Annotated in this window: 23 protein-coding genes; 12 read left to right on the top strand and 11 right to left on the bottom strand. The window is 41.3% G+C overall.

The annotated features are described in order from the left end of the window. Nucleotides 1-88: 88 nt before the first annotated feature. From EGC86_RS13645 to EGC86_RS13625, 5 genes are all read left to right on the top strand, one after another. Nucleotides 89-1,585: an ATP-binding protein gene (locus EGC86_RS13645; RefSeq protein WP_165872412.1), complete on the top strand. Its 1,497-nt coding sequence runs from the start codon at nucleotides 89-91 to the stop codon at nucleotides 1,583-1,585. A 2-nt stretch (nucleotides 1,586-1,587) separates the two neighbouring features. Then, on the top strand, nucleotides 1,588-2,292 hold the full coding sequence (locus EGC86_RS13640; protein ID WP_059745107.1) for a response regulator: 705 nt from the start codon (nucleotides 1,588-1,590) through the stop codon (nucleotides 2,290-2,292). 748 nt (nucleotides 2,293-3,040) lie between these two features. Continuing rightward, the gene (locus tag EGC86_RS13635; RefSeq protein WP_123777906.1) at nucleotides 3,041-3,913 is read left to right on the top strand and encodes a 6-carboxytetrahydropterin synthase; all 873 of its coding nucleotides are present in this window, start codon (nucleotides 3,041-3,043) and stop codon (nucleotides 3,911-3,913) included. Nucleotides 3,914-4,039: 126 nt separating this feature from the next. Beyond that, nucleotides 4,040-4,873, top strand: coding sequence for a M23 family metallopeptidase (locus EGC86_RS13630; protein WP_245423161.1), 834 nt, complete (start codon nucleotides 4,040-4,042; stop codon nucleotides 4,871-4,873). A gap of 217 nt (nucleotides 4,874-5,090) precedes the next feature. Further along, the gene (locus EGC86_RS13625) at nucleotides 5,091-5,495 is read left to right on the top strand and encodes a GFA family protein (protein WP_123777904.1); all 405 of its coding nucleotides are present in this window, start codon (nucleotides 5,091-5,093) and stop codon (nucleotides 5,493-5,495) included. 176 nt (nucleotides 5,496-5,671) lie between these two features. Here EGC86_RS13625 and EGC86_RS13620 read toward each other — a convergent pair whose 3' ends face one another. Further along, nucleotides 5,672-7,291: an NAD(P)/FAD-dependent oxidoreductase gene (locus tag EGC86_RS13620; RefSeq protein ID WP_011637046.1), complete on the bottom strand. Its 1,620-nt coding sequence runs from the start codon at nucleotides 7,289-7,291 to the stop codon at nucleotides 5,672-5,674. Between the two features lie 205 nt (nucleotides 7,292-7,496). Here EGC86_RS13620 and EGC86_RS13615 point away from each other — a divergent pair, with 205 nt between their 5' ends. After that, nucleotides 7,497-8,162: a DUF3047 domain-containing protein gene (locus EGC86_RS13615; protein ID WP_123777903.1), complete on the top strand. Its 666-nt coding sequence runs from the start codon at nucleotides 7,497-7,499 to the stop codon at nucleotides 8,160-8,162. A gap of 69 nt (nucleotides 8,163-8,231) precedes the next feature. Here EGC86_RS13615 and cls read toward each other — a convergent pair whose 3' ends face one another. Beyond that, nucleotides 8,232-9,686: a cardiolipin synthase gene (gene cls, locus EGC86_RS13610; protein WP_123777902.1), complete on the bottom strand. Its 1,455-nt coding sequence runs from the start codon at nucleotides 9,684-9,686 to the stop codon at nucleotides 8,232-8,234. A gap of 417 nt (nucleotides 9,687-10,103) precedes the next feature. On the opposite strand from cls, the gene EGC86_RS13605 reads away from it, so the two are divergent. Then, entirely contained in the window at nucleotides 10,104-10,913 is an 810-nt protein-coding gene (locus tag EGC86_RS13605; RefSeq protein ID WP_123777901.1) for an endonuclease/exonuclease/phosphatase family protein, read from the top strand. Between the two features lie 327 nt (nucleotides 10,914-11,240). Here the strand turns inward: EGC86_RS13605 and EGC86_RS13600 are convergent, their stop codons facing one another. The 4 genes from EGC86_RS13600 to EGC86_RS13585 form a co-directional block, all read right to left on the bottom strand. Next, the gene (locus tag EGC86_RS13600) at nucleotides 11,241-11,576 is read right to left on the bottom strand and encodes a TehB family protein (protein ID WP_123777900.1); all 336 of its coding nucleotides are present in this window, start codon (nucleotides 11,574-11,576) and stop codon (nucleotides 11,241-11,243) included. A gap of 259 nt (nucleotides 11,577-11,835) precedes the next feature. Further along, the gene (gene norW / locus EGC86_RS13595; protein WP_123777899.1) at nucleotides 11,836-12,981 is read right to left on the bottom strand and encodes an NADH:flavorubredoxin reductase NorW; all 1,146 of its coding nucleotides are present in this window, start codon (nucleotides 12,979-12,981) and stop codon (nucleotides 11,836-11,838) included. Further along, nucleotides 12,978-14,492: an anaerobic nitric oxide reductase flavorubredoxin gene (gene norV, locus EGC86_RS13590; RefSeq protein ID WP_123777898.1), complete on the bottom strand. Its 1,515-nt coding sequence runs from the start codon at nucleotides 14,490-14,492 to the stop codon at nucleotides 12,978-12,980. The genes norW and norV overlap by 4 nt, the downstream gene beginning before the upstream one ends. Nucleotides 14,493-14,838: 346 nt before the next feature. Further along, nucleotides 14,839-15,660, bottom strand: coding sequence for a LysR family transcriptional regulator (locus EGC86_RS13585; RefSeq protein WP_245423154.1), 822 nt, complete (start codon nucleotides 15,658-15,660; stop codon nucleotides 14,839-14,841). A gap of 114 nt (nucleotides 15,661-15,774) precedes the next feature. Between EGC86_RS13585 and EGC86_RS13580 the strand changes: the two genes are divergently transcribed. From EGC86_RS13580 to EGC86_RS13570, 3 genes are all read left to right on the top strand, one after another. After that, nucleotides 15,775-16,986 carry a YbfB/YjiJ family MFS transporter gene (locus EGC86_RS13580; RefSeq protein ID WP_123777896.1) on the top strand — a complete coding sequence of 404 codons (1,212 nt, stop codon included), beginning with the start codon at nucleotides 15,775-15,777 and terminating at the stop codon, nucleotides 16,984-16,986. 410 nt (nucleotides 16,987-17,396) lie between these two features. Continuing rightward, nucleotides 17,397-17,705 carry a hypothetical protein gene (locus tag EGC86_RS13575; RefSeq protein WP_123777895.1) on the top strand — a complete coding sequence of 103 codons (309 nt, stop codon included), beginning with the start codon at nucleotides 17,397-17,399 and terminating at the stop codon, nucleotides 17,703-17,705. 24 nt (nucleotides 17,706-17,729) lie between these two features. Further along, complete coding sequence (locus EGC86_RS13570) at nucleotides 17,730-18,191, top strand: GNAT family N-acetyltransferase (RefSeq protein ID WP_123777894.1); 462 nt, start codon at nucleotides 17,730-17,732, stop codon at nucleotides 18,189-18,191. A 109-nt stretch (nucleotides 18,192-18,300) separates the two neighbouring features. On the opposite strand, the gene EGC86_RS13565 is transcribed toward EGC86_RS13570, so the two are convergent. Then, entirely contained in the window at nucleotides 18,301-18,903 is a 603-nt protein-coding gene (locus EGC86_RS13565) for a VOC family protein (RefSeq protein ID WP_123777893.1), read from the bottom strand. A gap of 51 nt (nucleotides 18,904-18,954) precedes the next feature. After that, nucleotides 18,955-19,458 (bottom strand): L,D-transpeptidase family protein, encoded by a 504-nt coding sequence (locus EGC86_RS13560; protein WP_123777892.1) that lies wholly within the window; start codon nucleotides 19,456-19,458, stop codon nucleotides 18,955-18,957. Nucleotides 19,459-19,624: 166 nt separating this feature from the next. Between EGC86_RS13560 and EGC86_RS13555 the strand changes: the two genes are divergently transcribed. After that, on the top strand, nucleotides 19,625-20,455 hold the full coding sequence (locus EGC86_RS13555; RefSeq protein ID WP_123777891.1) for an ion transporter: 831 nt from the start codon (nucleotides 19,625-19,627) through the stop codon (nucleotides 20,453-20,455). A 60-nt stretch (nucleotides 20,456-20,515) separates the two neighbouring features. Beyond that, the gene (locus EGC86_RS13550; protein WP_123777890.1) at nucleotides 20,516-22,081 is read left to right on the top strand and encodes an MATE family efflux transporter; all 1,566 of its coding nucleotides are present in this window, start codon (nucleotides 20,516-20,518) and stop codon (nucleotides 22,079-22,081) included. 208 nt (nucleotides 22,082-22,289) lie between these two features. On the opposite strand, the gene EGC86_RS13545 is transcribed toward EGC86_RS13550, so the two are convergent. From EGC86_RS13545 to EGC86_RS13535, 3 genes are all read right to left on the bottom strand, one after another. Next, nucleotides 22,290-22,487, bottom strand: coding sequence for a DUF2986 domain-containing protein (locus tag EGC86_RS13545; protein WP_011637061.1), 198 nt, complete (start codon nucleotides 22,485-22,487; stop codon nucleotides 22,290-22,292). A gap of 216 nt (nucleotides 22,488-22,703) precedes the next feature. Then, nucleotides 22,704-23,150, bottom strand: coding sequence for a phospholipase D-like domain-containing protein (locus EGC86_RS13540; RefSeq protein ID WP_102036798.1), 447 nt, complete (start codon nucleotides 23,148-23,150; stop codon nucleotides 22,704-22,706). A gap of 165 nt (nucleotides 23,151-23,315) precedes the next feature. Next, a complete protein-coding gene (locus tag EGC86_RS13535) occupies nucleotides 23,316-23,672 on the bottom strand; it encodes a glutathione S-transferase N-terminal domain-containing protein (protein WP_011637063.1) in 357 nt (118 codons plus the stop codon). Nucleotides 23,673-23,700: the final 28 nt, after the last annotated feature.

The following is a 23,700-nucleotide window of genomic DNA, read 5'->3' as shown; positions in this document are numbered from 1 at the left end:
TGGAGTAATTGTGCAGAATTGGAGGAGATTTTTATCAGTTATTTATCGCGACTAGTTTGTGCTTATATAGCTGGTTATAATGTATTTTATGCAAATATCTCAAAAGCTTTTCTTGGCCTTCGTTGGCCTAACCAGTATTGTACTTATCGCCACGTTATCGTTAGCGAGGTGGAGTTTTGACCAAGGTTTTTTAGACTATATCAACGGATTAGAACAAGAGCGTTTACAGCATTTATCGGATGAGCTGTTGACACTTTATGCTGCTAATCCTGAAGCGCAAACCGCTCCATCAGTAATGACAGATCAACAATCTACACGAGTGTGGCAATCGATTAATCAAGCAACATTAACACAAGCCATTTCGCTTCACGCTCCATTTCCAAAAAGAAATAGACCCGGCGACGGGGCAAGACCGCCAAGACCTGCAGGTGATAATCGGCCTCCAATGGGACCTGATCGACGTTTAGGTCCTCCAAGGCAACGGCCACCATTTTCACCACCTTCTGGTCCACCGACGGGGTTATATTCTGCTGAACAACAGTTTATTAGCGGCGTTGATATTGGCAATGTGGATAATCGGATTAGCTTAACCTTGTTATTCAATGAACATATTGTGGGCTATTTATACAGTAGCCCTATTCGTGAAGTTGAATCGTCTTCAGCTACCGCATTTTCACAGCAACAACGTTGGACCAGTGTCGGGATCGGTTTATTGTGTTTACTGCTTGCAAGTGCAATTGCTTGGTGGTTATCACGTTTTCTACTGATCCCAGTCAAACAAGTTATGCTGGGTGTATCGTATTTATCTCAAGGTAATTATGATGAACGTTTATCACCTCAGCGTGCAGATGAGTTGGGGCAATTAATGGCCAATATTGATCATCTCGCCATGACGCTATCGAAAAACCGCAGCGCTAAAAATCGTTGGTTAGCTGATATTTCTCATGAACTGCGCACGCCATTGAGTATTTTATGTGGTGAGATTGATGCGATTAAAGCAGGGATCAGAACGTTCGATAGCACTCAGCTTAACTCGCTTGAACAAGAAGTGCTGCGTATGAAGCACTTAGTCGATGATTTGTATGAACTGTCTTTATCTGATGTTGGTGGCTTACGTTATCATTTCCAACGAGTGAACGTCAGTGAGTCATTACAGAGCACGCTTAATAGTATGGCTACCAGCCTAGAAGAGAAAGGCCTAACACTACAAAGTCAGTTCCAGCCTGAGGTGTATTTATCTGCCGATGTACTTCGTCTTGAACAGCTATTTATTAATTTACTAATGAATTCTATGGCTTACACAGACAGTCCTGGGGTAATCGATGTAAGATTATCACAACAAGCTAAAACAGTAATATTAACCATCAATGATACTAAGCCCAGTGCCAGCATTGAAGAGTGTGAACACTTGTTTGAGCCATTATACCGCCAAGACAGTGCCCGCACACGTCGTGGTAGTGGTGCTGGTCTTGGTTTAACCATCTGTAAGAATATTGTCGAAGCGCATGATGGCACCATTAAAGCCATCCCATCACCATTGGGTGGGCTTTGTATTGAAGTACAATTACCTATGCACAGGGAATGACTATGAGTGGACATGTTCATCAACAACCATTGACTATATTAGTGGTAGAAGACGAGCCTAAAATAGCGCAGATTTTAGTCGACTTTTTAACCCTCGAAGGTTTTAACACCTTGGTACAACACGATGGTCGTGATGTGATTGAAACGATTAAGTCTCAACAAATTGATTTTATGATTCTAGATTTGATGTTGCCCTATAAAGACGGATTAACCATTTGTCGTGAGTTGAGGCAATTTTCAATGTTGCCAGTATTAATGTTAACAGCGCGAGTAGATGAAATTGACCGTTTAATGGGCTTAGATATCGGCGCAGACGATTATGTGTGTAAGCCATTTTCGGCTAGGGAAGTTGTTGCTCGGGTAAAAACGATTTTAAGGCGAGTCGAAAATACTCACGGCAGTCAAAGCGAGCAGGTTATTCGTTATAAGCATCTACAAATCAATATCGAACGTTTTAAATGTCAGGTCGACCAACAAGACGTAGAATTAACCCCAGTTGAATTTAGACTACTGCATACGCTGCTAAAACGGCCAGGCGTAGTGCACTCTCGAGATAGCCTCATGCAGGTGTGTTATGTCGACGATCGTATTGTTAGTTCGCGTACCATTGACAGTCATGTGAAGAATCTACGTCATAAGTTAACCCAAGCCAGCCAACAAAAGGAGTTGCTGCACTCCATTTACGGTGTGGGTTATAAGGTAGAGTAGTGCTGCATTTTATTGGTAAGTCTATTTTTACGTTTTAAAGCCGTTTAATAAACATCCTAATAAAATGGGTAAGCTTAGTAGCTGGCGATTAATGTGTATTACTGATCTGCTTTAGTTTCGGCAAAACTCCACTAAATCTGCACTGTTTTTGCGCTTTTGATTGTTAACATCACTATACCTAATGCTCCTAGCTGTATGGATTAACAAGGAATAGTTTTATGCCGTCACTAATTTTATTATTACTGCTGTGCTGTCAGGTTTTTCTGACCATTACGTTGGTCGCAGTATTTATTGGTGGTTACCAGGAACCGTCATAATTTGGCCTTAACACTATTAATATCGTTTACCTTTCAAGTAAACACGTTAATCCTTTTCTAAGCGTTTTATAAAATGCTCAGCATATCGTTGTTGCCGTTTCCTCAAGCAAGATAATTATCCAATTCAGGCGCATTGAAGCGGATTTATTGATTTATTCCATTTATCTACGATGTTTGCTCGCTCATAGCATGGCTTTTGTTTAGAATGTCGTTGATATCATTTCGGGTATCAACGTGGTCTTGTGCTGGTATTAAATATACTGGCGCGTTATTACTCATCGCTAACAGAGCGTGGCCATTAACCCGTGAATGTTAGACTAAGAGTTGATAGTCGGATAAATTCCTATCACGTAAGATAGACCTTCCACTGGCATGCGCCGTTAGGAATACATTTATACTGAGGTGGACTGTTTTTCTGCCTAGGAGCATTAATGCAACTGTTTGTAAAAGATTTAACTGTTATCGATTTCTCTTACCTTTGTCCTGTTCGTGGCATGGTTGGTGAAAGCTGGATTGTCGATGTGCTATTAGATGGCGGCCTAGATGAGCAAAATATGGTGCTCGACTTTGGTAAGGTTAAACGCATCATCAAAAACACCATTGATGATGTAGCCGATCATCGCTTGTTAATCCCTACTGCTTGTAGCGAAGTGCGCTGGCAGCAAAAGGGCGACCGAGTTTGGATGGATTTTAGTAGTGAAAAAGGCGACATACATTTAGCATGTCCTTCACAAGCATTTGCGCTTATTCCTACAGAAGTGATTGACTACCAAAGCGTTAATGACTTTTTGAAGAAAGCCTTACGTGAAGTGTTACCTGAAAATGTCCAAGGCATCAGCCTCACATTGCGCAGCGAAGTGCTCGATACCCCATTTTACCATTACAGCCATGGATTACGTAAACATGACGGTAACTGTCAGCGTATTGCGCATGGTCATCGTAGCCCGGTAACCGTATTTGAAAATGGTATTGCAGAGCCGAAATGGGACCAATACTGGGCAGAACGTTGGCATGATATTTACCTCGGCACTGAAGAAGACTTAGCGTCAGTGAAAACTCTAGAATTGTCGAAGCAGACTAAAATCAGCGACGAAACTCATTTTGGTTTTCACTATGTTGCGCCTCAAGGTGATTTTCAATTAGCGATGCCTAAGCATTGTTGTGACTTAATTCCTCACGACACCACGGTTGAGATGCTAGCTGAATACATGGCAAAGACATTGGCAAGTCAAGCGCCTGAAAGTCATTTTAAAGTTATTGCTTACGAAGGTATTGGCAAAGGGGCCATTGCGGTAAGAGGTTAATCAAGTATTATTAATGGGCTGCCTAAAGGTGGCCCTTTTTTTATGTTTTTTGTCGCTATTAACAAGGAATGCGTTTCGATTATGTTATTAAAAAATACCGTTTTAAAATCGATATCTACAGTTGCAATGCTGGTGGTCAGCTTTTGTGGCTTTTGTGGCTTAAGTGCTAGTGCGATTGCCGCTGTGGCATTTCAAGGCCAGTTTGAACAAGGTGCATTAGTGCGTGGCGCAGTGCCGGTCGGCAGTAAAGTATTACTTAATGGCCAATCGGTAAAGGTCACCCCAAATGGTCAGTTTGCCATTGGATTTGATAGAGACGCTAAGCCAGAACAAGTGTTTAAAGTCATTTATCCAGACGGATTAACAGAAATTAAGCCGTTAACAATAGCCGCAAGACAATACAAAATTGATCGGGTCACAGGCATCAGCCAAAAAATAATGAAACCGGATCCAGTTGCCCAAGCCAGAGCGGCTAAAGACGCCAAACAGACTCGCGCTGCCAGAGACTTATTTAGTCAACAACAGGCATTTATGCAAACATTTATTTGGCCGGTTACTGGCAGAATTTCAGGGGTTTATGGCAGCCAGCGGGTTTACAACGACGTACCTGGTAATCCGCATTTTGGTGTTGACGTTGCGCGTCCAACAGGCACGGTAGTGGTTGCGCCAGCAGATGGTGTTATTACATTAGCTGAGCCAGATATGTTTTATTCTGGTGGCACAGTGATTATCGACCACGGTTATGGTGTTAGCTCTACCTTCTTACACCTGAGTAAACTGTATTTAAAGGTTGGTGATAAAGTTGTGCAGGGTGATAAGGTCGCTGCCATTGGTGCCACTGGTCGAGTGACTGGCCCGCATTTAGATTGGCGCCTAAACTGGTTCCAAATGCGTTTAGATCCCGTCTCGATTGTACCGCCAATGGCGACAGTACTGGCTGCAGAGAAAGCGGCAAAATAGTGCTAAGCAATATGTTAGGGTTTCGGTACGACAATTGAACCGGAACCCTTTATTCAATCGTAATGCTATTCGCTTGATAACTTGCACTTCACGCACCACAAGGTCAACGCTATTTGCCTCACTAAACTGATTATGTTTAAACGTTTTCTCATTTTAAGCGACAAACTTATATCGAACGACTAAATGTTTATCGTCAACATCACAAAGGACTCTGGTCATGATCAAGCAAGTGGGTAATACCGTTATTCAGTTAAAGCACAAAGCAACATGTCATTGTGGCGCCGTTGAACTCGAACTCACTTTACCCAATGGTATCGAAAATCCACGACGTTGTGATTGTTCAATTTGTCGTAGAAAAGGCGCGATTGTTGGGTCTGTAAAACTTGACGGGATTAGGGTGGTAAAAGGTCAAGATGTGTTAACGCTTTATCAATTTAACACCAATACGGCAAAACATTATTTCTGTTCTCATTGTGGTATTTATACTCATCATCAACGTCGATCAAACCCGACTGAATACGGTTTTAACATAGCTTGTTTAGATGGTGTTAATCCATTTGATTTAGGTGATGTACAAACGAGTGATGGGGTAAACCATCCATCAGACCGAGACGTTGTATAGCAAATGGTAAGGCGTGTTAATAAAAGGGATTAAGTATTGTATTTCCATCTCTGAGTATCTAATAGAAAACCTCATCATGAATCGCTCTGAATTTGACAGTAAATCTAATGTTATTGTTGCGATGAAGCAATAAACAGAGCATTCAAATATGACTGCTCTGTTTATTAAAGATGGATTTAACTGTTTGTCATTTCTTTAATCATGTCTAATGCAACGGCTTCTGCAATACTGATACCGTCAATACCCGCCGATAAAATCCCGCCAGCATAACCGGCACCTTCACCCGCAGGATATAAACCTTTGGTGTTAATGCTTTGGAAATCGGCACCACGTTTAATTTGTACCGGTGAAGAGGTACGAGTTTCAACGCCGGTTAACATGGCATCTTTACTGTCAAAACCACGAATTTTCTTACCAAATGCAGGAATGGCTTCACGAATAGCATCGATAGCGAATTGCGGTAATGCATCGCTTAAATCGGTCATTTTTACGTTAGGTTTATAAGACGGCTCAACGTTTTCAAACGGTTTCCCAACGCCTGCAGCTAAAAAGTCGCCGACCATTTGCGCTGGAGCATCGTAATTGCTGCCTCCCATAATATAGGCGTGGCGTTCCAATTTTCGTTGTAGCGCAATACCTTGAAGTGGATCGTTGTCAAAATCACTTGGATCAATGCCAACCACTATGGCACTGTTGGCATTACGTTCACTACGAGAATATTGGCTCATGCCATTAGTCACTACCGCATGTTCTTCAGACGTTGCCGCCACAACCACACCACCTGGGCACATACAAAAGCTGTAAACACTGCGACCACTTTTGCAATGGTGGACTAACTTATAATCTGCTGCACCTAACATTGGGTGACCAGCGTTAATGCCAAAGCGATCTTTATCAATCATCTCTTGCTTGTGTTCAATACGAAAGCCAATCGAAAATGACTGCGCCTGCATATACACGCCTTTATCATGTAACATTTGGAAAGTATCACGGGCACTGTGACCAATCGCAGCAATGACATGTTTAGAATGCAGTACTTCACCATTTCTCAGAGTGACACCTGTCACTTGACGGTCAGTAATATTGATTTCATCAACACGGGTTTCAAAGCGAATTTCACCGCCTAAACGGATTATTTCGCGGCGCATTTTTTCCACCATGGTGACCAACTTAAAGGTACCTATGTGTGGTTTACTAACATAAATGATTTCAGCTGGTGCACCCGCAGCGACAAATTCTTGTTTGACTTTTAAGCCTTTAAATCCGGGATCTTTAACTTGGCTATATAACTTTCCATCCGAGAATGTACCAGCGCCACCTTCACCAAATTGTACGTTTGATTCAGTGTTTAACTCACTGGTACGCCAAAAGCGGAAGGTATCTTTAGCGCGTTCGTGGACAGATTTTCCACGCTCTAAAATAATCGGTTTAAAGCCCATTTGTGCCAACATAAGCCCAACAAATAAGCCGCATGGTCCCATGCCTATCACCAATGGACGTTCCGTTAAGCCTTCTGGTGCAGTAGCGACATATTTATAGTCGGTATCTGGCGACACGCGGATATTATGGTCGTCAGCAAGTGATGCCAATAACGCGGCTTCGTCTACGTTGGCTAATGTCACATCTAATGTATAAATTAACGAAATTAAATTCTTTTTACGGGCATCGTAGCCACGCTTAAACACATGTATATCAACCAGCTGATCCGCTGAGATAGAGAGCCTTTGCAAGACGAGTTGTTGCAGCGCATCTTCATTATGGTCGAGAGGCAATTTTACTTGGTTTAAACGGATCATGATTTACCTAAAAAGAGACTTAAAAAACAGCGCGTAGTTTACGTGATTTAACATTAAAATGAAATTATCTATTGATGGTACATGCTCTATGTCATGCTGCATTAATTACCATGATGATTAATGAGTAAAATAGATCACTCAGTTTAGCTCATTCTAGCGGGTGAACTCGGTGTTATATAAGTGAGTAGGGGGATAGGAAGTGCATATGTTGCGATGGATTATATTTCTTTATAGCGTAGCTGTTTGTGTGAACGTGCAAGCTGCAACCAATGTGACTTTATTGAGTGATAACGGGATTGAGAGTTGGGCTTCTAAAGTATTCTCTGGTGAATCAATTTACAGCGTTGAAGACTATAAAGGGCGCCTAGCATTAAAAGCACTCAGTCATCATTCTGCATCAGGACTGGTGCTAGAAAAGCAAATTGACCTCATTGCAACGCCTTATCTAAACTGGAGTTGGTTAGTTGAACAGACGTTGTCGCAGTTAGATGAGCAAAGTAAAACAGGTGATGACTTTGTGGCGCGAGTTTACGTAGTGATTGATGGTGGTTTTATGGTGTGGAACACCAAATCATTAAACTATGTTTGGTCGAGTAATCAAGACAAAGGCTTGGTTTGGAACAACGCTTTTGCTGGTTCAAGTGTTAAAATGATGTCTGTGCGAGGGCAACAATCGCAACAAGGTCTGTGGTATGAAGAAAAACGCAATGTGTACCAAGATTTGATTGAAACATTTGGGGATAAAGGCAGTCAAAAAGCTAACCGCAAAGCGTATCAATACATCGATATGATTGCGATTATGACCGATACCGACAACAGTGGTAAAGATGCAGAAACGTATTATGGAGACATAATATTTACTGAAAAATAGCAGCTGATCAACCGGAATTTGCTGGGTACTTAGTGGCTTAACTCAGCCGCATTGCTTTTTACTTTACCATTAAAGTAGAGGGCTAAATAAGTAAAAAAACTGCTCGACTAATCGTTTAACCAACGGTCTTTTACGCCACTGGCGCGCATCCATTTTTATCGAATTAGCCATATATTGATGTTGGACTTCACTAAGCGATTGAGTGAATTCTAAATTTTCAACAGAAAGAGTCACTTCAAAGTTAAGCCATAGGCTGCGCATATCAAGATTAACAGTGCCGATTAGACTATGGTGCAGGTCAATGACTACTGACTTTGTGTGCAGTAAACCACCGCGAAAACGATGTATATTGACACCTGCATTCAGTAACTCACCAAAGAAAGATCTGCTGGCCCATTCCACCATCATTGAGTCGTTTTTGTCGGGTATGATTAAATTCACCTCCACGCCACGTAATGCCGCTGCAGTTAATGCAAACAGTAGGTTTTCACTGGGGACAAAATAAGGGCTAGTGATGGTGATGCTGTGTTTTGCTTGATAAATACTGAGCAATAAAACTTGCTGGATCATATCCTCAGGCATACCAGGTCCTGAAGGTATCACTTGAACCATGTCAGATGGCTCTTCTTTTTGCGGAAGGCATTTTGGCGGTTCGGGTAACATTCTTTGGTCTGTTTCTGTTTCCCAATCCCACACGAGAATACAGTTAAGCACTGGCACACTGGAGCCAGTAATCCTCACCATAACATCTATCCACTCACCAACACCGGCGCTTTGATTAAAACATTTGGGGTCGACTAGATTCATTGAGCCGGTATAACCGATTTGGTTGTCTATCACGACTATTTTTCGATGAAGGCGGAGATCTAAACGGCGGAAGAGCATACGCACAAGAGAAACAGACAGTGCGGAAACCAGCTGTATACCTGCTTTACGCATTAGTTTTGGCCATTTACTGTTAAAAAAGGTTCGACTTCCTGCAGCGTCTAATAATATTCTCACTGCCACATCATGTTGAGCTGCCTGTATAAGTGCTTCGGCAACTTGGTCTGCAAGTCCGCCTGGATACCAAATATAGAACTCTAAATGAATTGAGGTTTGCGCTTGTTGTATGTCTTCAATCAGGGTTGTTAATATTGTTTCTGTAGACGATTTTAGTGTCAGTTGATTATTGGCTAACGTAGGAATACCAAGGCGTTTTTCACACAAATGGCTAATGGGAGTCGCGTAATCACTTAAGTTATGAGGGCGATATTGCTGAATGGCAAACAGCCGCCGAAACCATTCTCGATAGGGACCGTACATTTCTTTAGATCTCACGGCGCGGGTTTTGCCAAGATTCATCTCGCCAACGAGAAAATAAAGTAAAATCCCTAAGATGGGGACAACATAAATAAGCATCATCCAAGCTAAGGAAACACCAATAGATCGTCGTTTATAGACAATACGTGTGGTGATACCTGCAATGAGCAGCCAATAAGCTAATACGCTGATTATCGTTAATATTTTATAAAGCTCAACCATAGCTCGCCAATGTATCAATCATGTAGAAAAACATGCACTTATCATATCAGGTTTTCAATCAGTATTGTCTACTGTCATCCGTCTGTACGGCTGGGTATATCAAACAGTTTGTTTTATTATAAAGACGCAGATGTTAATTAATTCATCTAACTTGAACGAACCAAGCGTTAATCAGTCAAATGTTAGTAAAGCTAGAGTTACTAAAAGTTACTAACGCTAAGGAGCTAAGGAGCTAAGGAGCTAAGGAGCTAAGGCTAAAGCTACAGTTAACCAATTTCTAGCAACAATTTTAGATAGCACACCCAAAACTAATAGAGGTATTTATCCATCGGTATTTTTCGCTCAAAGCCAACATCGACCTTACAGCCAAAGCGTAAATTGCTTGGGCTTGCTCGATGGGGAAGTCTGGTTATCGTCATGTTGTTGATGACGACAGTTGTGGTTGCGCCAAAATTTGTGCATTTAGCGACAGAACCTCAAGTGATTAATAATGAACAAGAGTCGTTTGCTGCTCAATGTGTTGCTGCTACACCTATCGCTAAATTGGATGCTGATGGCCAATTGGCAGTCGCGAGCTGGAATGTCTATAAGCAGCAAAATGCTGGCTGGCAAACGCTGCTCAGTCGGTTAGCTGAAAAAAATCAATTATTGTTGCTGCAAGAGGTGAAGTTATCTGACGAATTTCAGTTATGGCGTCAACAAAATCACCAACAATTGGCAATGGTGCAAGCATTTAGCCAGGACCATATACCACTTGGAGTAATGAGTTTATCTCAGGTTGCGGCGAGTGAAAGTTGCGGTTATTTGACAGCCGAACCCCTAATACAGTTTCCCAAGTCGAGTTTGTTAAGTTACTTCCCCTTATCGAATGGTGAAACTCTGCTGGTGGCTAACCTGCACAGTATTAACTTTGAGTATGCTCTAGACAGTTATGCTGTGCAGTTACAGCAGCTACTGCCAGCGTTGAGTGCTCATAAAGGACCGATTATTTTCGGTGGTGATTTAAATACTTGGCGCCAAGCTAGGCTGACGATGTTAACTCTGATGACAAATCAATTAGGCTTAATAGCGGTCATCCCTGAAGATGACAAACGTACAACAGTGATGGGTTATCCTATTGATCACCTTTATTATCGGGGACTAACCTTAGAGTCATCCGAGGTGATTACAACCCAAAGCTCGGACCATTATCCTTTGTTAGCGCAATTTAGGTTAGGCGAAAGTTAACGATGATTGTTTTGATGATGGCTATTAATTGATTAAAATTGTATTAAAAGTCATAAAGACTGCATGGGTTTGCTCAAGATAAATTGATTGATGCGGTTGGAAAGCACAACAGTATGAAAATTGATTCACAGTCGTTTTTCAATTCGAATAAAATAAACTTTAACAATTTGATGTGTGTTTTACGCAAACTAAAACGATAAGAGCATAATACATTATGATCTTATCGTTAATTAAGCCGTTGATTAAACTTCTATATCAGTAGCTTGATATGTATCTCATTACAAGCGTTTTATCTACAACAGCTTTATCTGCCACACCTTCAATAAGTTATTTCTTATTAAACATCGCTTGGCCGGTTTTATCTTTTTCAGACCAGAAATTAATATTGAACTGGGCATCAGGGCTTAATTCAATACGGTGCCAGTATTCAGGTGGGCTGGTTGCAAACTGTCCGGCATTAATCACCACTTTCACTTCTGGCTCAGTTGCTTCGCTGTTAGCAAAACCAAAATATGTCACTACACCTTCCATTACACATAACTGCCCAAATACTCCATCGGCGGTATTGTGGTGACTCAGCAATGCATCTGGCACATTGTCTTTAGTGAAAAATGGCGTAGACCGCTGAATAGTCCAATTTGCTGGGATACGTTGATGAGACATAATGTTCTCCTAAATAACCTGAACTCGGGATAATAAACGCCTTTCAAACAGTCCTTTGCCCTGCTAACTGCGTTGAATCGACTTACAATAGGCTAGCTATTGACGCGTCAATTAGCCTTGTTAGCATAACAAATGACAAGCTTGAAAGTGAGGAGGGTAACATGCTGATTTTTAATAGCATAAGTTCATCCCTTATCCCAAATCCAGATTAAGTTGATTGATGAGTAGGCTTTATGAGTAAAGCCTACTCGATAAAATACTAAAGACTTGCTGGTAAGGCTCTGAGTAGCGGGAAGGTATTGTTCATGTGTCCTTCTGTTACTACAAAACCGATAATCTGTTTTTGCTCGTTGTAGGCTTTTACTGAACAACCCAGAGCATCAATATCCACCTGCCAAGAGGCGACATCGGTTACGGTGCTACCGCCTAATTGGATAGGCATGTGCGGCGTTTTAACTTTGACTAACATCGCCGGTAACTTCAAATCTGTTGGTTGGCCGAGTAAGGTTTTTGCTAATGCATTGGCACTTAACAAAATTGGCTGTAAGTAGGACATCACCTTGCCGTTTATTTCGGCGCAATCGCCTAAGGCGTAAATGTTATTCACTGAGGTTTGCAGCTGATTATTAACCACTAAACCGTTATTCACTTTACAGCCAGATTGACGTGCTAAGCCAACATTAGCCTTTAAGCCTGCGGCTGAAATAACACAATCCACGGTATATGTTTGGTCAGAGCTGAGTGTGGCACAAATACCTAATTCAGTTTTATTTAGCGAACTAATCGTACGGCCAAACTCAAACACCACGCCCATATTAACCATTTTCTTTTGTAAAGCACTGGCGACTAACTCTGGCAACATACTCGCCATCACGCCGTGGCTTGGGTCAACTACCACGACTTTTTTACCACTATGGTTAAGATCCATCGCTATTTCAGTGCCGATAATGCCTGCACCAATCACTAGAACCGTCTGTGCATTTTGTAGTTGCAACTGCGCGCTATCAAACTCACGTAAACTGTTTAAGGTAATAACACTGTCAGTAGCATTGCCAAGCATAGGGGGTACAAAGGTTTTTGCTCCCGTCGCTAACACCAGTTTTGCATATGGATAAGCAACGCCATTAACAAACACTTGTTGTTGAACGCTATCAATACAATCAACCTTGGTAAAAGCATGCAGAGTAATATTATTCTCGCTGGCAAATTCTTGTGCACTCAGACGGATTAAATCAGCACTGTTTTGCTTGTTACTAAATACATGGCTCAAATCTGGTTTATTATAATCGTGGCCTTCATCAAGGGTAAAAACGGTTATTGGTAAGTGCTTATCTGTGCGTCTAATGGTCTTGATAAGTTGATATGAGCCAAAGCCGCTACCAATGATAATGACAGGTGCACTCATGATGCTTTCCTCTCAGCAATAGGGACAAATACATCTTTGCCAAGGCCACAATCTGGGCAAAGGAAAAAGTCTGGTACTTCGCTCCACGGTGTTCCTGGTTCTACTTCTTGATTAGGCTCACCCAATACTGGCTCATATACCCAATTACACACAGTGCAGAGCATATTTTGTGAATCACTCATTGCTGTCGCTGTTGTACATGTCGGTTTGATTGCTTGCGTTGTTTGAACCGCTGGTGTTGGCTTAGTGGTTACAGTGGCTTGAGCGCTCTTAGCTAGCGATGCAGGTGAAATGGATTTTACATTACTTAAATCATGCCATGCCCAGCTTTTGGCTATCTGGCGACCATGCTCACGGCATTCGCGCATCGCTTTACCATCAGGTCGCCATTTTGCTTTTAAGCCGACAATGGTTTCAAATCCGGCATCCGTAAGACGGGTGTGAATACGGTCAACCGCGCCGCCGTTCCAACCATAACTTCCAAATGCACCGGCTTTTTTATCTTTAAAGCGCAAGCCTGTGATCTCTTCTAACATGCCCGCAACTTTTGGCATCATGACATTGTTCATGGTTGATGAACCCACCAAAATACCTTTAGAGCGGAACACGTTAGCTAAGATGTCATTTTTATCATGGCGGGCCACATTAAACACTTTAACTGACACCACAGGGTCAACGTCGTGGATCCCTTGGGCAATGGCATCGGCCATCATACGGGTGTTATTAGACATTGAGTCGTAAAAAATGGTGATTCTGTCTTCTTGATAATTATCTGCCCATTGCAGATATTGATGAATAATCTGGGTTGGGTTGTCGCGCCACACCACGCCATGGGCAGTAGCAATCATGTCTACAGGCAGGTTAAAACTTAGCACTTCGTTAATTTTAGCGGTAACCAGTGAGCTAAACGGGGTTAGAATATTGGAGTAATAACGTAAACACTGATCCATTAATTCAATTTGGTCTACTTCATCATTAAATAAATGCTCATCACAATAATGCTGACCGAACGCATCATTACTAAAGAGCACAGCATCTCCCGTTAAATAGGTCATCATACTGTCTGGCCAATGCAACATTGGGGTTTCAATAAACACCAACTGCTTGCCATTACCAATATCAAGAGTATCGCCGGTTTTAACGATATTAAAAATCCACTCGGTATGGTGGTGTAAGCCAGTAATGGAGTCGATAGCATTTTCGGTACAATAAATTGGCGTATTAGGGATTTTAGCCATCAAAGCAGCTAACGCACCTGAGTGATCTTCTTCTGCATGGTTAATGACGATGTAATCAATCTTATCGAGATCAATTTCCATCTCAAGGTTTTGAATAAATTGCAGGCTGAAACGATGGTCAACAGTATCGATTAATACATTTTTTTGTTCACGGATAAGGTAACTATTGTAACTCGTTCCTTTAGTTGTTTTATATTCAGTGCCATGGAAGTCCAATATTTCCCAGTCACGTTGTCCAACCCAATCGATGTTATTTTTAATGTGAATTGTCATATGTACACCTGTAATAAATGAGAAGTTAATGTTCAAAGATAAAGTTTCAAAAGTTAACTTCGTTATTGCAGGTGGCGTGCCAACTAGTTAAGTGGCTGATTAATATGAAAAGTATGATAGCCTATAAAATGTTTGGTGTCATTATAACAATTGATAGTCATGTCTTTATGACTGCCAGGTGTCATTATGACTTTGTTGGTGTGACTCTATCGGAGTGATTGTCAGAATAAATGGTCATGTGGTTGATTGTTGTATTTTATAAATAGTTAGCTGATTGATATGGCAAGGCCATGGCCGTAACGGTTATTAATAAGCCGATATTAATGACTTAGATAGTCAGAATTAATTACTTGGTTAATAGCTTTGCAAGGGTCAATATACCTGACTCTAATGGACTATCTTTACGATAGACAATTGATAGTTGAACATGTTTTGGACCATGGCTTACTGGCGTCATAACCAGAGACTTTTCATACCGACTGCCCGCCACCATATTTTTGCCAATAATGGTGTAACCTAAACCCGCCGCGATACAACCTAAAACACCATCAGCACTGCTCATTACCATGAGTTCATCATTACCTCGGCCAGCCTTTTGTTGCCAAATAAGGGCATGTTTTCTATAGCCACAGCCTTCATCGCGTACAAACAAAACCGGATCATGTTCACTGTCTCGTGGAGTCACCATAATCAGTTCTTCTTTCACAATCGGGATAATAATAAGGTTTTCATGTTTAGGCGCATTACCTATCGCAGCGCAGTCAACCTTATTGTTCAACACCGAAAATACCAGTCTTTCGCTGGTGTCAGTATGAATTTTCGTTCTAATTTCAGCGTGATTCAACTTGAGTTTTTTGAGTGCCATAGGCATATGAACCGCTGCAAATGTTTCTGGCATACCAACTCGTAATTCGTAAGTTCCTTTATTGCGCAAAATGGCAGAGGTTGCTTGGTATTCTAATTGTAAAATCTGATCTGCATACTCGCAAAGCTGTTGTCCACTAGGCGTTAACTGTAATTTTCGGCCAATGATAGTAAATAGCTTAGTATCCAGTTCTTTCTCGAGTTTTTTAATCCGGTTGGTGATGTTGGACTGAACCGTATGCAACTTATCAGCAGCACCTTTAATGCCGTCTTCATCAACAACGGCTTTAAACGTTTTTAGCATTAATATTTCCATATGGTTCTCTTAATAAGAAGTGTTTGTTCTAAATAATTCAATTTTTAAGATTAACAGATTGACGTATTGTTTGTTAATGGTTTCATTTAAAAAGTGACTTTGATGTTACTAGAGCTAACAAAAGTCCGCGTCTATTTTGCTGGTATCTGTAGTTTAATTGTCACGGTTGGGGTGGCTAGATTTTCCTATAGCTTGTTGTTACCGATAATGCAGGACGGTGCAGGCCTAACTGAATCTGGTGGAGGTTGGTTAGCCAGTACTAATTTTATGGGGTACATGTGTGGGGTGTTACTTGCCGCTAGCATGCACAATCTTAACTACAAATATAACTTACACCGGCTGTACCTTATATTAAGTGTCGTCACTTCAGCTGCAATGGTAATGACCACCGATATGGTGACTTGGGCGGTATTACGCTTTATTGCAGGAATCTGCGCCTCAGGAGGCTTTATTATTGCCTCTGGCCTGATATTAAAATGGCTAGTTAACCATAATCACCGTGCAGAATTGGGCATTCACTTCTCTGGCGCGGGGCTGAGCATCATTGTTACCTCAATACTAATAGAAGCTATGCTGACCATGTCAGCCGACTGGCAGCAACAGTGGCTAGCGTTAGCGGTGATGGCAGCAATATTCTCGATCCCAGCATGGTTATGGATGCCACATCCTTTTGTTGGTGGTAAAGCGGGAGCAGGCTTCAAAGATCATCCACCAAGCAAAGCCTTTAAATCGTTAATGATGTTGGCTTATTTCTGTGCCGGTTATGGTTATGCCGTCAGTTCGACTTTTATTGTTGTTATTGTCGAACGTGTTGAAGGTTTACAAGGGCAAGGAGGTGTTGCTTTTCTATTGGTAGGCGTCGCGGCAACACCAGCACCTTTAATATGGGATCAAATCGCCCGTCGAGTGGGTTACTTAAAAACGCTATTAGCCGCCTATATCTTACAAGCCGTAGGCATTATTCTTCCTGCAATCAATGACAGTTTACCTGTTGTTATATTAAGTGCGCTGTTGTTTGGTGGCACTTTTATCGCATGTGTCAGCCTAGTCTTGACCATGGCGGGCAAGTTTTACCCGAGTAACCCGGCTAAGTTTATGGGCACAATGACCTTAGCTTATGGTGCAGCACAAATTATTGCCCCCGTGTCTACCGGATATCTTGTTGAAGCACTGGGGAACTATGATATTGGCTTATACCTATCTGCCACTGTGGTAATGATGGGCACGCTGTTTTTGTTTGGATTATTAAATATTGATAAAGACGCGATAAAAAATACAACCATTAACATAGAAACTAAGCGCATTATTGGCTAAATTAATCGGCACTAAAATTGAGCGATATATGCGCTAATCATTTTTAAGGTTTTTATCTATTAGTGTTTCTCGAGTAAACCCATTGGATAGTAAGTGACACTCCAAAACCCGTTTTTGTCGACTTGATTAAATAGATGTTGGTCGTTTTATGGACCAGCCCTGGTGCACATGATGTTATTGGATGTTGCTTGGATGAAATTAGCTCTATTGGTATAAAGGTGCACTTACGAATAAGTGGCTTATGTCTTATTTTCTTTTATTGATGAAACGACTCGTTATGTTATTAAAAATAAAAGTAATTTATACTGAGTTAGTTTACTGCAATGAATAACGTTTAATGATGTATTAATAAAAAGCTTATTTTATTAAAGTACATTAATTGAGAAAATTTTTACAATGGAAGTGTAATAATGATTGAAATCCAAATAGATAATGTTGTTGAATCAATGGAAACGGGAAAAAATAACCAACTACGTGCTGATTTAGATAAACTGAGACCCAAACCATATACTTGGTTAATCCAATGGCTGATGTGTTTGGCGACTATTGGCGCTATTTTATATATTGCAAAAGTAGACTTACTCGTAGAACAAAACTTTGTGTGGTTGCTACTGTTATTTGTCGTTATTGGTTTTAGTCATAGGGATGATTATTTAGCTCATAAGCGCAACGATTTGGTCATTAAGCTACTTGATAACAATGCATTTCATAAACGGTAATAGTTCGACAGGAAGCCTTGGTACATGGATATTATGATTGATGATTTACAGGGCTCTGGCGTGATTGAGTTACTGCAAGCACATTTGGCTGACATGTATGCAACGTCGCCACCAGAGAGTGTTCATGCATTAGATATTGAAGCCTTAAAACACCCATCAATTACTTTTTGGTGTGCCAAACAAGGTGACATAGTACTAGGGTGCGTAGCGATAAAACAGTTAACGCCAACCCATGGCGAAATTAAGTCTATGCGAACGGCTGCAATGGCCAGAAACCAAGGTGTAGCGTCGACATTGTTACTGCACATATTGGACGTCGCTAAGTCTCGTGGTTATCAGCGGTTGAGCTTGGAGACGGGGTCTATGGACTTTTTTGCTTCAGCAAGGCGTTTGTATGAACGACATCAATTTGATTACTGCGGCCCATTTGCGAATTATGAGCTAGATCCTAATAGCTTGTTTATGACGCGATTAATTGAACGTTAAGCATTAACTGACCCAAACGCGCTACAAAGCAAAAAGCAGACATAGGTTTGATACTGGCTAAGCCTTATACCATTCCTATGTTTGTACGATGTGATATTGAATTACCCGTTTAGCCGATTTGTTCACTCTCAACAATCTTTTGAATATCGTGCGGGTGTACTTTAACGCAAATGCCATTGGCCTTAAACGCGATAGTTGGGTTAGCAAGGCGCTCTTTATCGCCTTTTGGCGAACTTTGTTTAACCTTAATATCATTGTTTTCGTCACTACCTGCAATAGCATTACTTGCAATAGTATTACCCGCAATAACATCAGCGAGTCGTGGCACTTTTTCGATAAGCTCTGCGACTAGTTCATAACAGGTTTGTGCCTGCGATGGAAACACTAATTCGATATGTTCCCAACCTTCAACCGGATAGGCTTTTTCAGATGGAAAGGGCAGCTCAACACACTGAATTTTCATCGCACCGATAACTAATGGCTCGGCTAATTTAATGATTAAAATCGGCCGACCATTGATGATGTTATTAGAGATGATTTTGCCGTGCTGACTAAATTCATCGACGAGTAACTGCGCCGTTTGATTATCGTTCACCCGCAAAGCAGCATGATCACAATCCAATGCTAAGTTCTCTAAACCTAACCGATGAATAAACGCGCTAATGCGCTGGCTAAAGTCTGCCCAAGTATGTTGTAGATGTTGGTAATTCATTTAATAACCCAAGAAACAAAGCAAAAATGGTATGGTTGAGATTGAATGAGCTTATGGCCATATTTCAATCGGTGTACCAGCATCAATCATTTGCCACAATTCATCCATTTCTTTATTGGTGACGGCAATACATCCATTGGTCCAGTTGTACTTTTGTGCTTCTTCTGGCGGTAAAGTTGAACGAGGGTTTTCACCGTGGATCATAATCATGCCACCGGCTCTAATGCCTAATGCATCAGCTCGTAATTTATCTTCTTCATTGGGATAAGAGATATGAATCGATTTATAAAATGCACTATCAGATTTTTTATAATCTAATACATAACGACCTTGCGGAGTACGTTGATCACCTTCTTTAAGCTTATGACCACTTGGCACATCGCCCATGGCAATAAGGTAACTTTTAACCACTCTTCCATCACGCATGACAGATAAGCGAGATTCAGATTTATTGACAACAACTAAATCTACTTTTGCTGTTGTTTGGCTTGAAGAAGCGACCGCCAATGACGGGCTGAAAATTAAGGTGATAAATAATATGTACAACGCGCGCATGAAATCTCCGTAAACCAATGACCTTTTTAATTTTTATTGTAAAATGACTCTATTTCGAATGTTAAAACTCGACAGTCAATGTTAGATTTTAACGACAACAAGGGTTAATTGATATTAGTTAACTGAGTTTATTTGCAATTTATTGCCCGAGACAGTGAATAATAAGATGAATATCGAAGAAAAATCCGACAGTCCAATAAAACAACAGCTTAGAAGTGTTATTTTTGGTACCGAAACCCCAGCTGGAAAACGTTTCGATATTGCCCTTATGGTCTGTATTGTACTGAGTGTGATATTGATTTTTATCGATACCACAGAATATGTTAATTCCCTTTACGGCGACTATATTAGTATCGCCGAATGGACCTTTACAGTATTGTTTACCGTTGAGTACATATTAAGACTCTATTGCTCGCTTAATCGGTTACACTATGCACGCAGTTTTTTTGGTGTAGTGGATTTAGTGTCAATTTTACCCAGTTATTTAGGGTTGATTTTCCCTGGTGCCAATGTCGCATTAGCGTTAAGAGTACTGCGTTTATTCCGTGTGTTTAGAGTATTAAAGTTACTTCGATACTTAAGCGATGGCCAAATATTGCTCAAAGCCATGGTGCAGTCCGGTCGAAAAGTGTTTATGTTTTTCTTCTCGGTAAGTCTGATTATTATGGTATTAAGTGTGGTTATGTATGTGGTCGAAGGGCCTAATAATGGCTTTACTTCCATTCCTAAGTCGATGTATTGGACCGTTGTGACCATTACCACCGTTGGCTACGGAGATATTACGCCGCAAACTCCATTGGGCCAGGGGATTGCGGCACTTACTATGCTGATTGGTTATTCGATTATTGCGATCCCCACCGGTATTTTAACAGCTGAAATTTCACATGAAATGGTCAGAACCCGTGATTTACGTAAATGCAGCAATTGTGGCAAAAAAGGCCACGATAAAGATGCTGAATATTGTAATCATTGTGGTAGCGAGCTTGAAAAACTCTAGGGCAACGGCCCTTAAACCTGAGTGAGGTTTGCTTTTTACTATTGACAATCAAGGATACTAATGACCGCCGCTAAATTTGTTGAGGGTTCTATTTTACGCCATATTTTGGTGATGAGCTCTACTGCTGCAGTGGGTATTTCGGCGCTGTTTGTGGTCGACTTACTCGATATTTTCTTTTTAAGCCTGCTTGGTGAAGTAGAGCTTGCCGCTGCAGCTGGTTATGCCAGCACAATTTCATTTTTTACCACATCAATAGGTATTGGTTTATCCATTGCTCTTGGGGCTTTGGTGTCAAAAGCCGTGGGTTCTAAGAACATCAAGTTAGCTAAGAGATTGTTTTTAAACAGTGCCATAGTGACCTTAATTACCAGTGTGCTGGTGGCCGCAGTTGTCATCGCGTTTATTCCAGAATTGTTAGCGTTAGTGGGGGCTACTGGGCGCACTGCGGAATTGGCTGAAAGCTACTTGTATATTCTGGTGCCATCCTTACCGTTTATTTGTTTAGCAATGGCGCTTGGCGGCGCACTGCGCGCTGTGGGTGATGCCAAACTATCGATGATGTCGACGCTAGCCGGTGGTGGTGTCAATGCCATACTCGATCCTATCTTCATTTTCTCCTTATCAATGGGCATTGAAGGGGCGGCGGCCGCATCAGTACTTGCTCGTATAGCCGTGTTCATTATTTCTGCCCGCGGTGTGGTGGTAAAACATAAATTATTAGGTCGCTTTTCGTTTGATGAGTTTAAGCAAGATTTAGGGGTTATTTTTTCAATTGCCGCGCCTGCAATGTTAACCAATGTGGCAACCCCAATTGGTAATGCGGTGGTAACCCGTGCAATAGCAGATTTTGGTGATAGTTATGTGGCTGGCTGGGCGGTATTAGGGCGTTTAATCCCGGTATCGTTCGGGATGATTTTTGCACTATCTGGCGCTGTTGGGCCGATTGTGGGTCAAAACTTTGGAGCCAATGAAATTGAGCGTGTCCGATTGAGTTTAACCAAAGCGATTCAATTTTGTGTCGCTTATGTGTTGATGATGTCTCTTGGGCTGTATCTGTTACGAAATGTCATTATTAGTAGTTTTGATATGAAAGGCGATGCGGCAGAACTTATTTTGTTTTTCTGTCAGTACATCGCGGTGTTCTTTATCTTTTCGGGCATTTTGTTTATTGCTAACGCCTCATTTAATAATTTAGGTAAGGCCAAATACTCGACCTTTTTTAATGTGGGTAAAGCAACTATAGGCACCATACCATTTGTGTATTTTGGCGCCCAGTGGGGCGGTGTATTTGGAGTATTAATTGGTCAGGTGATTGGGGCAATTATATTTGGTGTGATAGGTATTTTATGTGCATATCGATTAGTCGACAAAATTAGCCGCCAAGGTATGCTTTCAGCGGGTGCTAATCGACAACTACTAGAAGACGATGCCATCAACATTGATATGGTGGCCGCTCCTTCACCTATGCCTGGGCGCACTCAGATGGCCCAATTAGATGAAGAGCCGCTGTGTAAACAATTAGCTCAACAAGATAACGCCGATACAGACGATATTGAAAAAGTGGGTGCTAATAACACGAGTACCGATAAAACCGCTAGTCACAAAAGCACCGACAAAACCAATTGATCTGCAGGATGCTCTTTAGATTTAATTCTGTGTAGATGTGATTGAGTGCAGATCTTATTGGATTTAGATTAGATTGGGATCTAGGCGTGATGCTCTGGTCGATATTTAATCTCTGGCTAATGCCCTAAGAGCAGACAATAAAAAGCCCCTATTTTTGGTCAAGGCCAAGAGTAGGGGCTTTTTGATGCTGACACCTTGTAAATGGGTGTTAGTCTTTGTCTGTTTCTGTGCTGGCTTCTGTGGCAACCGTTTGTTCAGCCGCTTCTGCTAACGCAATTTTCTCACGTTCAGCTTTAGAGATATAACGCTCTACAGGCTTGTTACTTGGGTTAGCTGGCACCACTTTATTTTGGCGAGCCTTGGCACGTTTGGCCAATTTTTTGATCATCTCTTGCTTTCTATTCATCTGATTTCTTACTTTGTAAACGACAAACTATTAATATCATTTTAGACGATAAACGGCTTATCGGAGCGTGATGGCGCTGGTCTTGGAGCCTACGGCAACATCACGAGAAAATTTGGATGCTAATTTTAGCTTAATTGCTTAGCTGGATATAGTGTTTTATCCGTCGGCGACAATAATTAACCTATTAAGTCAGTTAAAGCCGCATCGGCTTGGCAATTAGGCGCCGAATTTTTTCATATCTTCAGCGGTAGCACCATCGTTACATTCGCCACGAATTTCACCGCGCTCAGTTTCAACATAACGACTTAATTCAATATAACCGGCTTTACAATAACCATTCATTTCGATGGTTTTTCTAAGGCCAAGATCAATTTGTTGATGCCATAATTCTAGGCGATTCTCTGCGTTACGTTGTTCAATTTGATAACTCTGGGCATCTTGTTTACTGCGAATTCTTCTTTCATGCGGGGCGTCACCAGGAATGCTGCGATCAAGGGCAGTAGCTAATTTGGCTTTATAAACAAATAATTTAATCCCATTGCCTTTAATTTGAGTACTGAATGCATCGCGAAACTGCCCCGCAAAGTCCATAGGATCAGGTTCGCTTGCGCTACAGGCGCTAAGCAGTATGAGACTGCAGATGATTAAGCTAATTTTTGACACTCATAACCTCATTCGTTTTGATGTTAAATGAAACGTGAATAAATGCTGCAAAATATTGTCATGACCTTTATTGATACAAGCATGGCCCGATTTGAAAATATCTATGCAGCAATATGTTAGCCACAGTGCTGAAAGAAACTGTGGCGACATGACATAACCAGTGCTTTATGCGAAACGTTCGTTGAGGTAGCTGGTAATGGCTTTTGATTCATATAACCACTGGGTGTTGCCGTCTTGCTCAATACGCAAACAAGGCACTTGTAGCTTGCCACCTTGGCTTACTAACACGCTTTTGTTGTCATCTTGTTTGGCGTCGACTAAGTTAATGGTTAAATTTTGGCGACGAATATCACGACGAACTTTGACACAAAAAGGGCAGGCGGCGTATTGATACAATGCCAATGATTGAGTTTGTTGATCGACAATAGCTTGTTGATCTTGCGGACGTTGGCGCTTTTTAGGAGCAAACACAAAATTTAACAACAAAATAATTCGACCTAAAATCCAGCGAACGATAAACATAGATAACCTCAATCTTAACAATATTAAT

It is taken from the genome of Shewanella frigidimarina (assembly GCF_003797125.1).
GTDB lineage: Bacteria > Pseudomonadota > Gammaproteobacteria > Enterobacterales > Shewanellaceae > Shewanella > Shewanella frigidimarina.
This window is presented reverse-complemented; position numbering and strand designations above follow the sequence as displayed.

What these genes read in the sequence shown, in the direction of transcription:
- EGC86_RS13645 (WP_165872412.1), top strand. Translation starts at nt 89, where the DNA reads ATGCAAATATCTCAAAAGCTTTTCTTGGCCTTCGTTGGCCTAACCAGT.
- EGC86_RS13640 (WP_059745107.1), top strand. Translation starts at nt 1,588, where the DNA reads ATGAGTGGACATGTTCATCAACAACCATTGACTATATTAGTGGTAGAA.
- EGC86_RS13635 (WP_123777906.1), top strand. Translation starts at nt 3,041, where the DNA reads ATGCAACTGTTTGTAAAAGATTTAACTGTTATCGATTTCTCTTACCTT.
- EGC86_RS13630 (WP_245423161.1), top strand. Translation starts at nt 4,040, where the DNA reads ATGCTGGTGGTCAGCTTTTGTGGCTTTTGTGGCTTAAGTGCTAGTGCG.
- EGC86_RS13625 (WP_123777904.1), top strand. Translation starts at nt 5,091, where the DNA reads ATGATCAAGCAAGTGGGTAATACCGTTATTCAGTTAAAGCACAAAGCA.
- EGC86_RS13620 (WP_011637046.1), bottom strand. Translation starts at nt 7,291, where the DNA reads ATGATCCGTTTAAACCAAGTAAAATTGCCTCTCGACCATAATGAAGAT.
- EGC86_RS13615 (WP_123777903.1), top strand. Translation starts at nt 7,497, where the DNA reads ATGTTGCGATGGATTATATTTCTTTATAGCGTAGCTGTTTGTGTGAAC.
- cls (WP_123777902.1), bottom strand. Translation starts at nt 9,686, where the DNA reads ATGGTTGAGCTTTATAAAATATTAACGATAATCAGCGTATTAGCTTAT.
- EGC86_RS13605 (WP_123777901.1), top strand. Translation starts at nt 10,104, where the DNA reads ATGTTGTTGATGACGACAGTTGTGGTTGCGCCAAAATTTGTGCATTTA.
- EGC86_RS13600 (WP_123777900.1), bottom strand. Translation starts at nt 11,576, where the DNA reads ATGTCTCATCAACGTATCCCAGCAAATTGGACTATTCAGCGGTCTACG.
- norW (WP_123777899.1), bottom strand. Translation starts at nt 12,981, where the DNA reads ATGAGTGCACCTGTCATTATCATTGGTAGCGGCTTTGGCTCATATCAA.
- norV (WP_123777898.1), bottom strand. Translation starts at nt 14,492, where the DNA reads ATGACAATTCACATTAAAAATAACATCGATTGGGTTGGACAACGTGAC.
- EGC86_RS13585 (WP_245423154.1), bottom strand. Translation starts at nt 15,660, where the DNA reads ATGCTAAAAACGTTTAAAGCCGTTGTTGATGAAGACGGCATTAAAGGT.
- EGC86_RS13580 (WP_123777896.1), top strand. Translation starts at nt 15,775, where the DNA reads ATGTTACTAGAGCTAACAAAAGTCCGCGTCTATTTTGCTGGTATCTGT.
- EGC86_RS13575 (WP_123777895.1), top strand. Translation starts at nt 17,397, where the DNA reads ATGATTGAAATCCAAATAGATAATGTTGTTGAATCAATGGAAACGGGA.
- EGC86_RS13570 (WP_123777894.1), top strand. Translation starts at nt 17,730, where the DNA reads ATGGATATTATGATTGATGATTTACAGGGCTCTGGCGTGATTGAGTTA.
- EGC86_RS13565 (WP_123777893.1), bottom strand. Translation starts at nt 18,903, where the DNA reads ATGAATTACCAACATCTACAACATACTTGGGCAGACTTTAGCCAGCGC.
- EGC86_RS13560 (WP_123777892.1), bottom strand. Translation starts at nt 19,458, where the DNA reads ATGCGCGCGTTGTACATATTATTTATCACCTTAATTTTCAGCCCGTCA.
- EGC86_RS13555 (WP_123777891.1), top strand. Translation starts at nt 19,625, where the DNA reads ATGAATATCGAAGAAAAATCCGACAGTCCAATAAAACAACAGCTTAGA.
- EGC86_RS13550 (WP_123777890.1), top strand. Translation starts at nt 20,516, where the DNA reads ATGACCGCCGCTAAATTTGTTGAGGGTTCTATTTTACGCCATATTTTG.
- EGC86_RS13545 (WP_011637061.1), bottom strand. Translation starts at nt 22,487, where the DNA reads ATGAATAGAAAGCAAGAGATGATCAAAAAATTGGCCAAACGTGCCAAG.
- EGC86_RS13535 (WP_011637063.1), bottom strand. Translation starts at nt 23,672, where the DNA reads ATGTTTATCGTTCGCTGGATTTTAGGTCGAATTATTTTGTTGTTAAAT.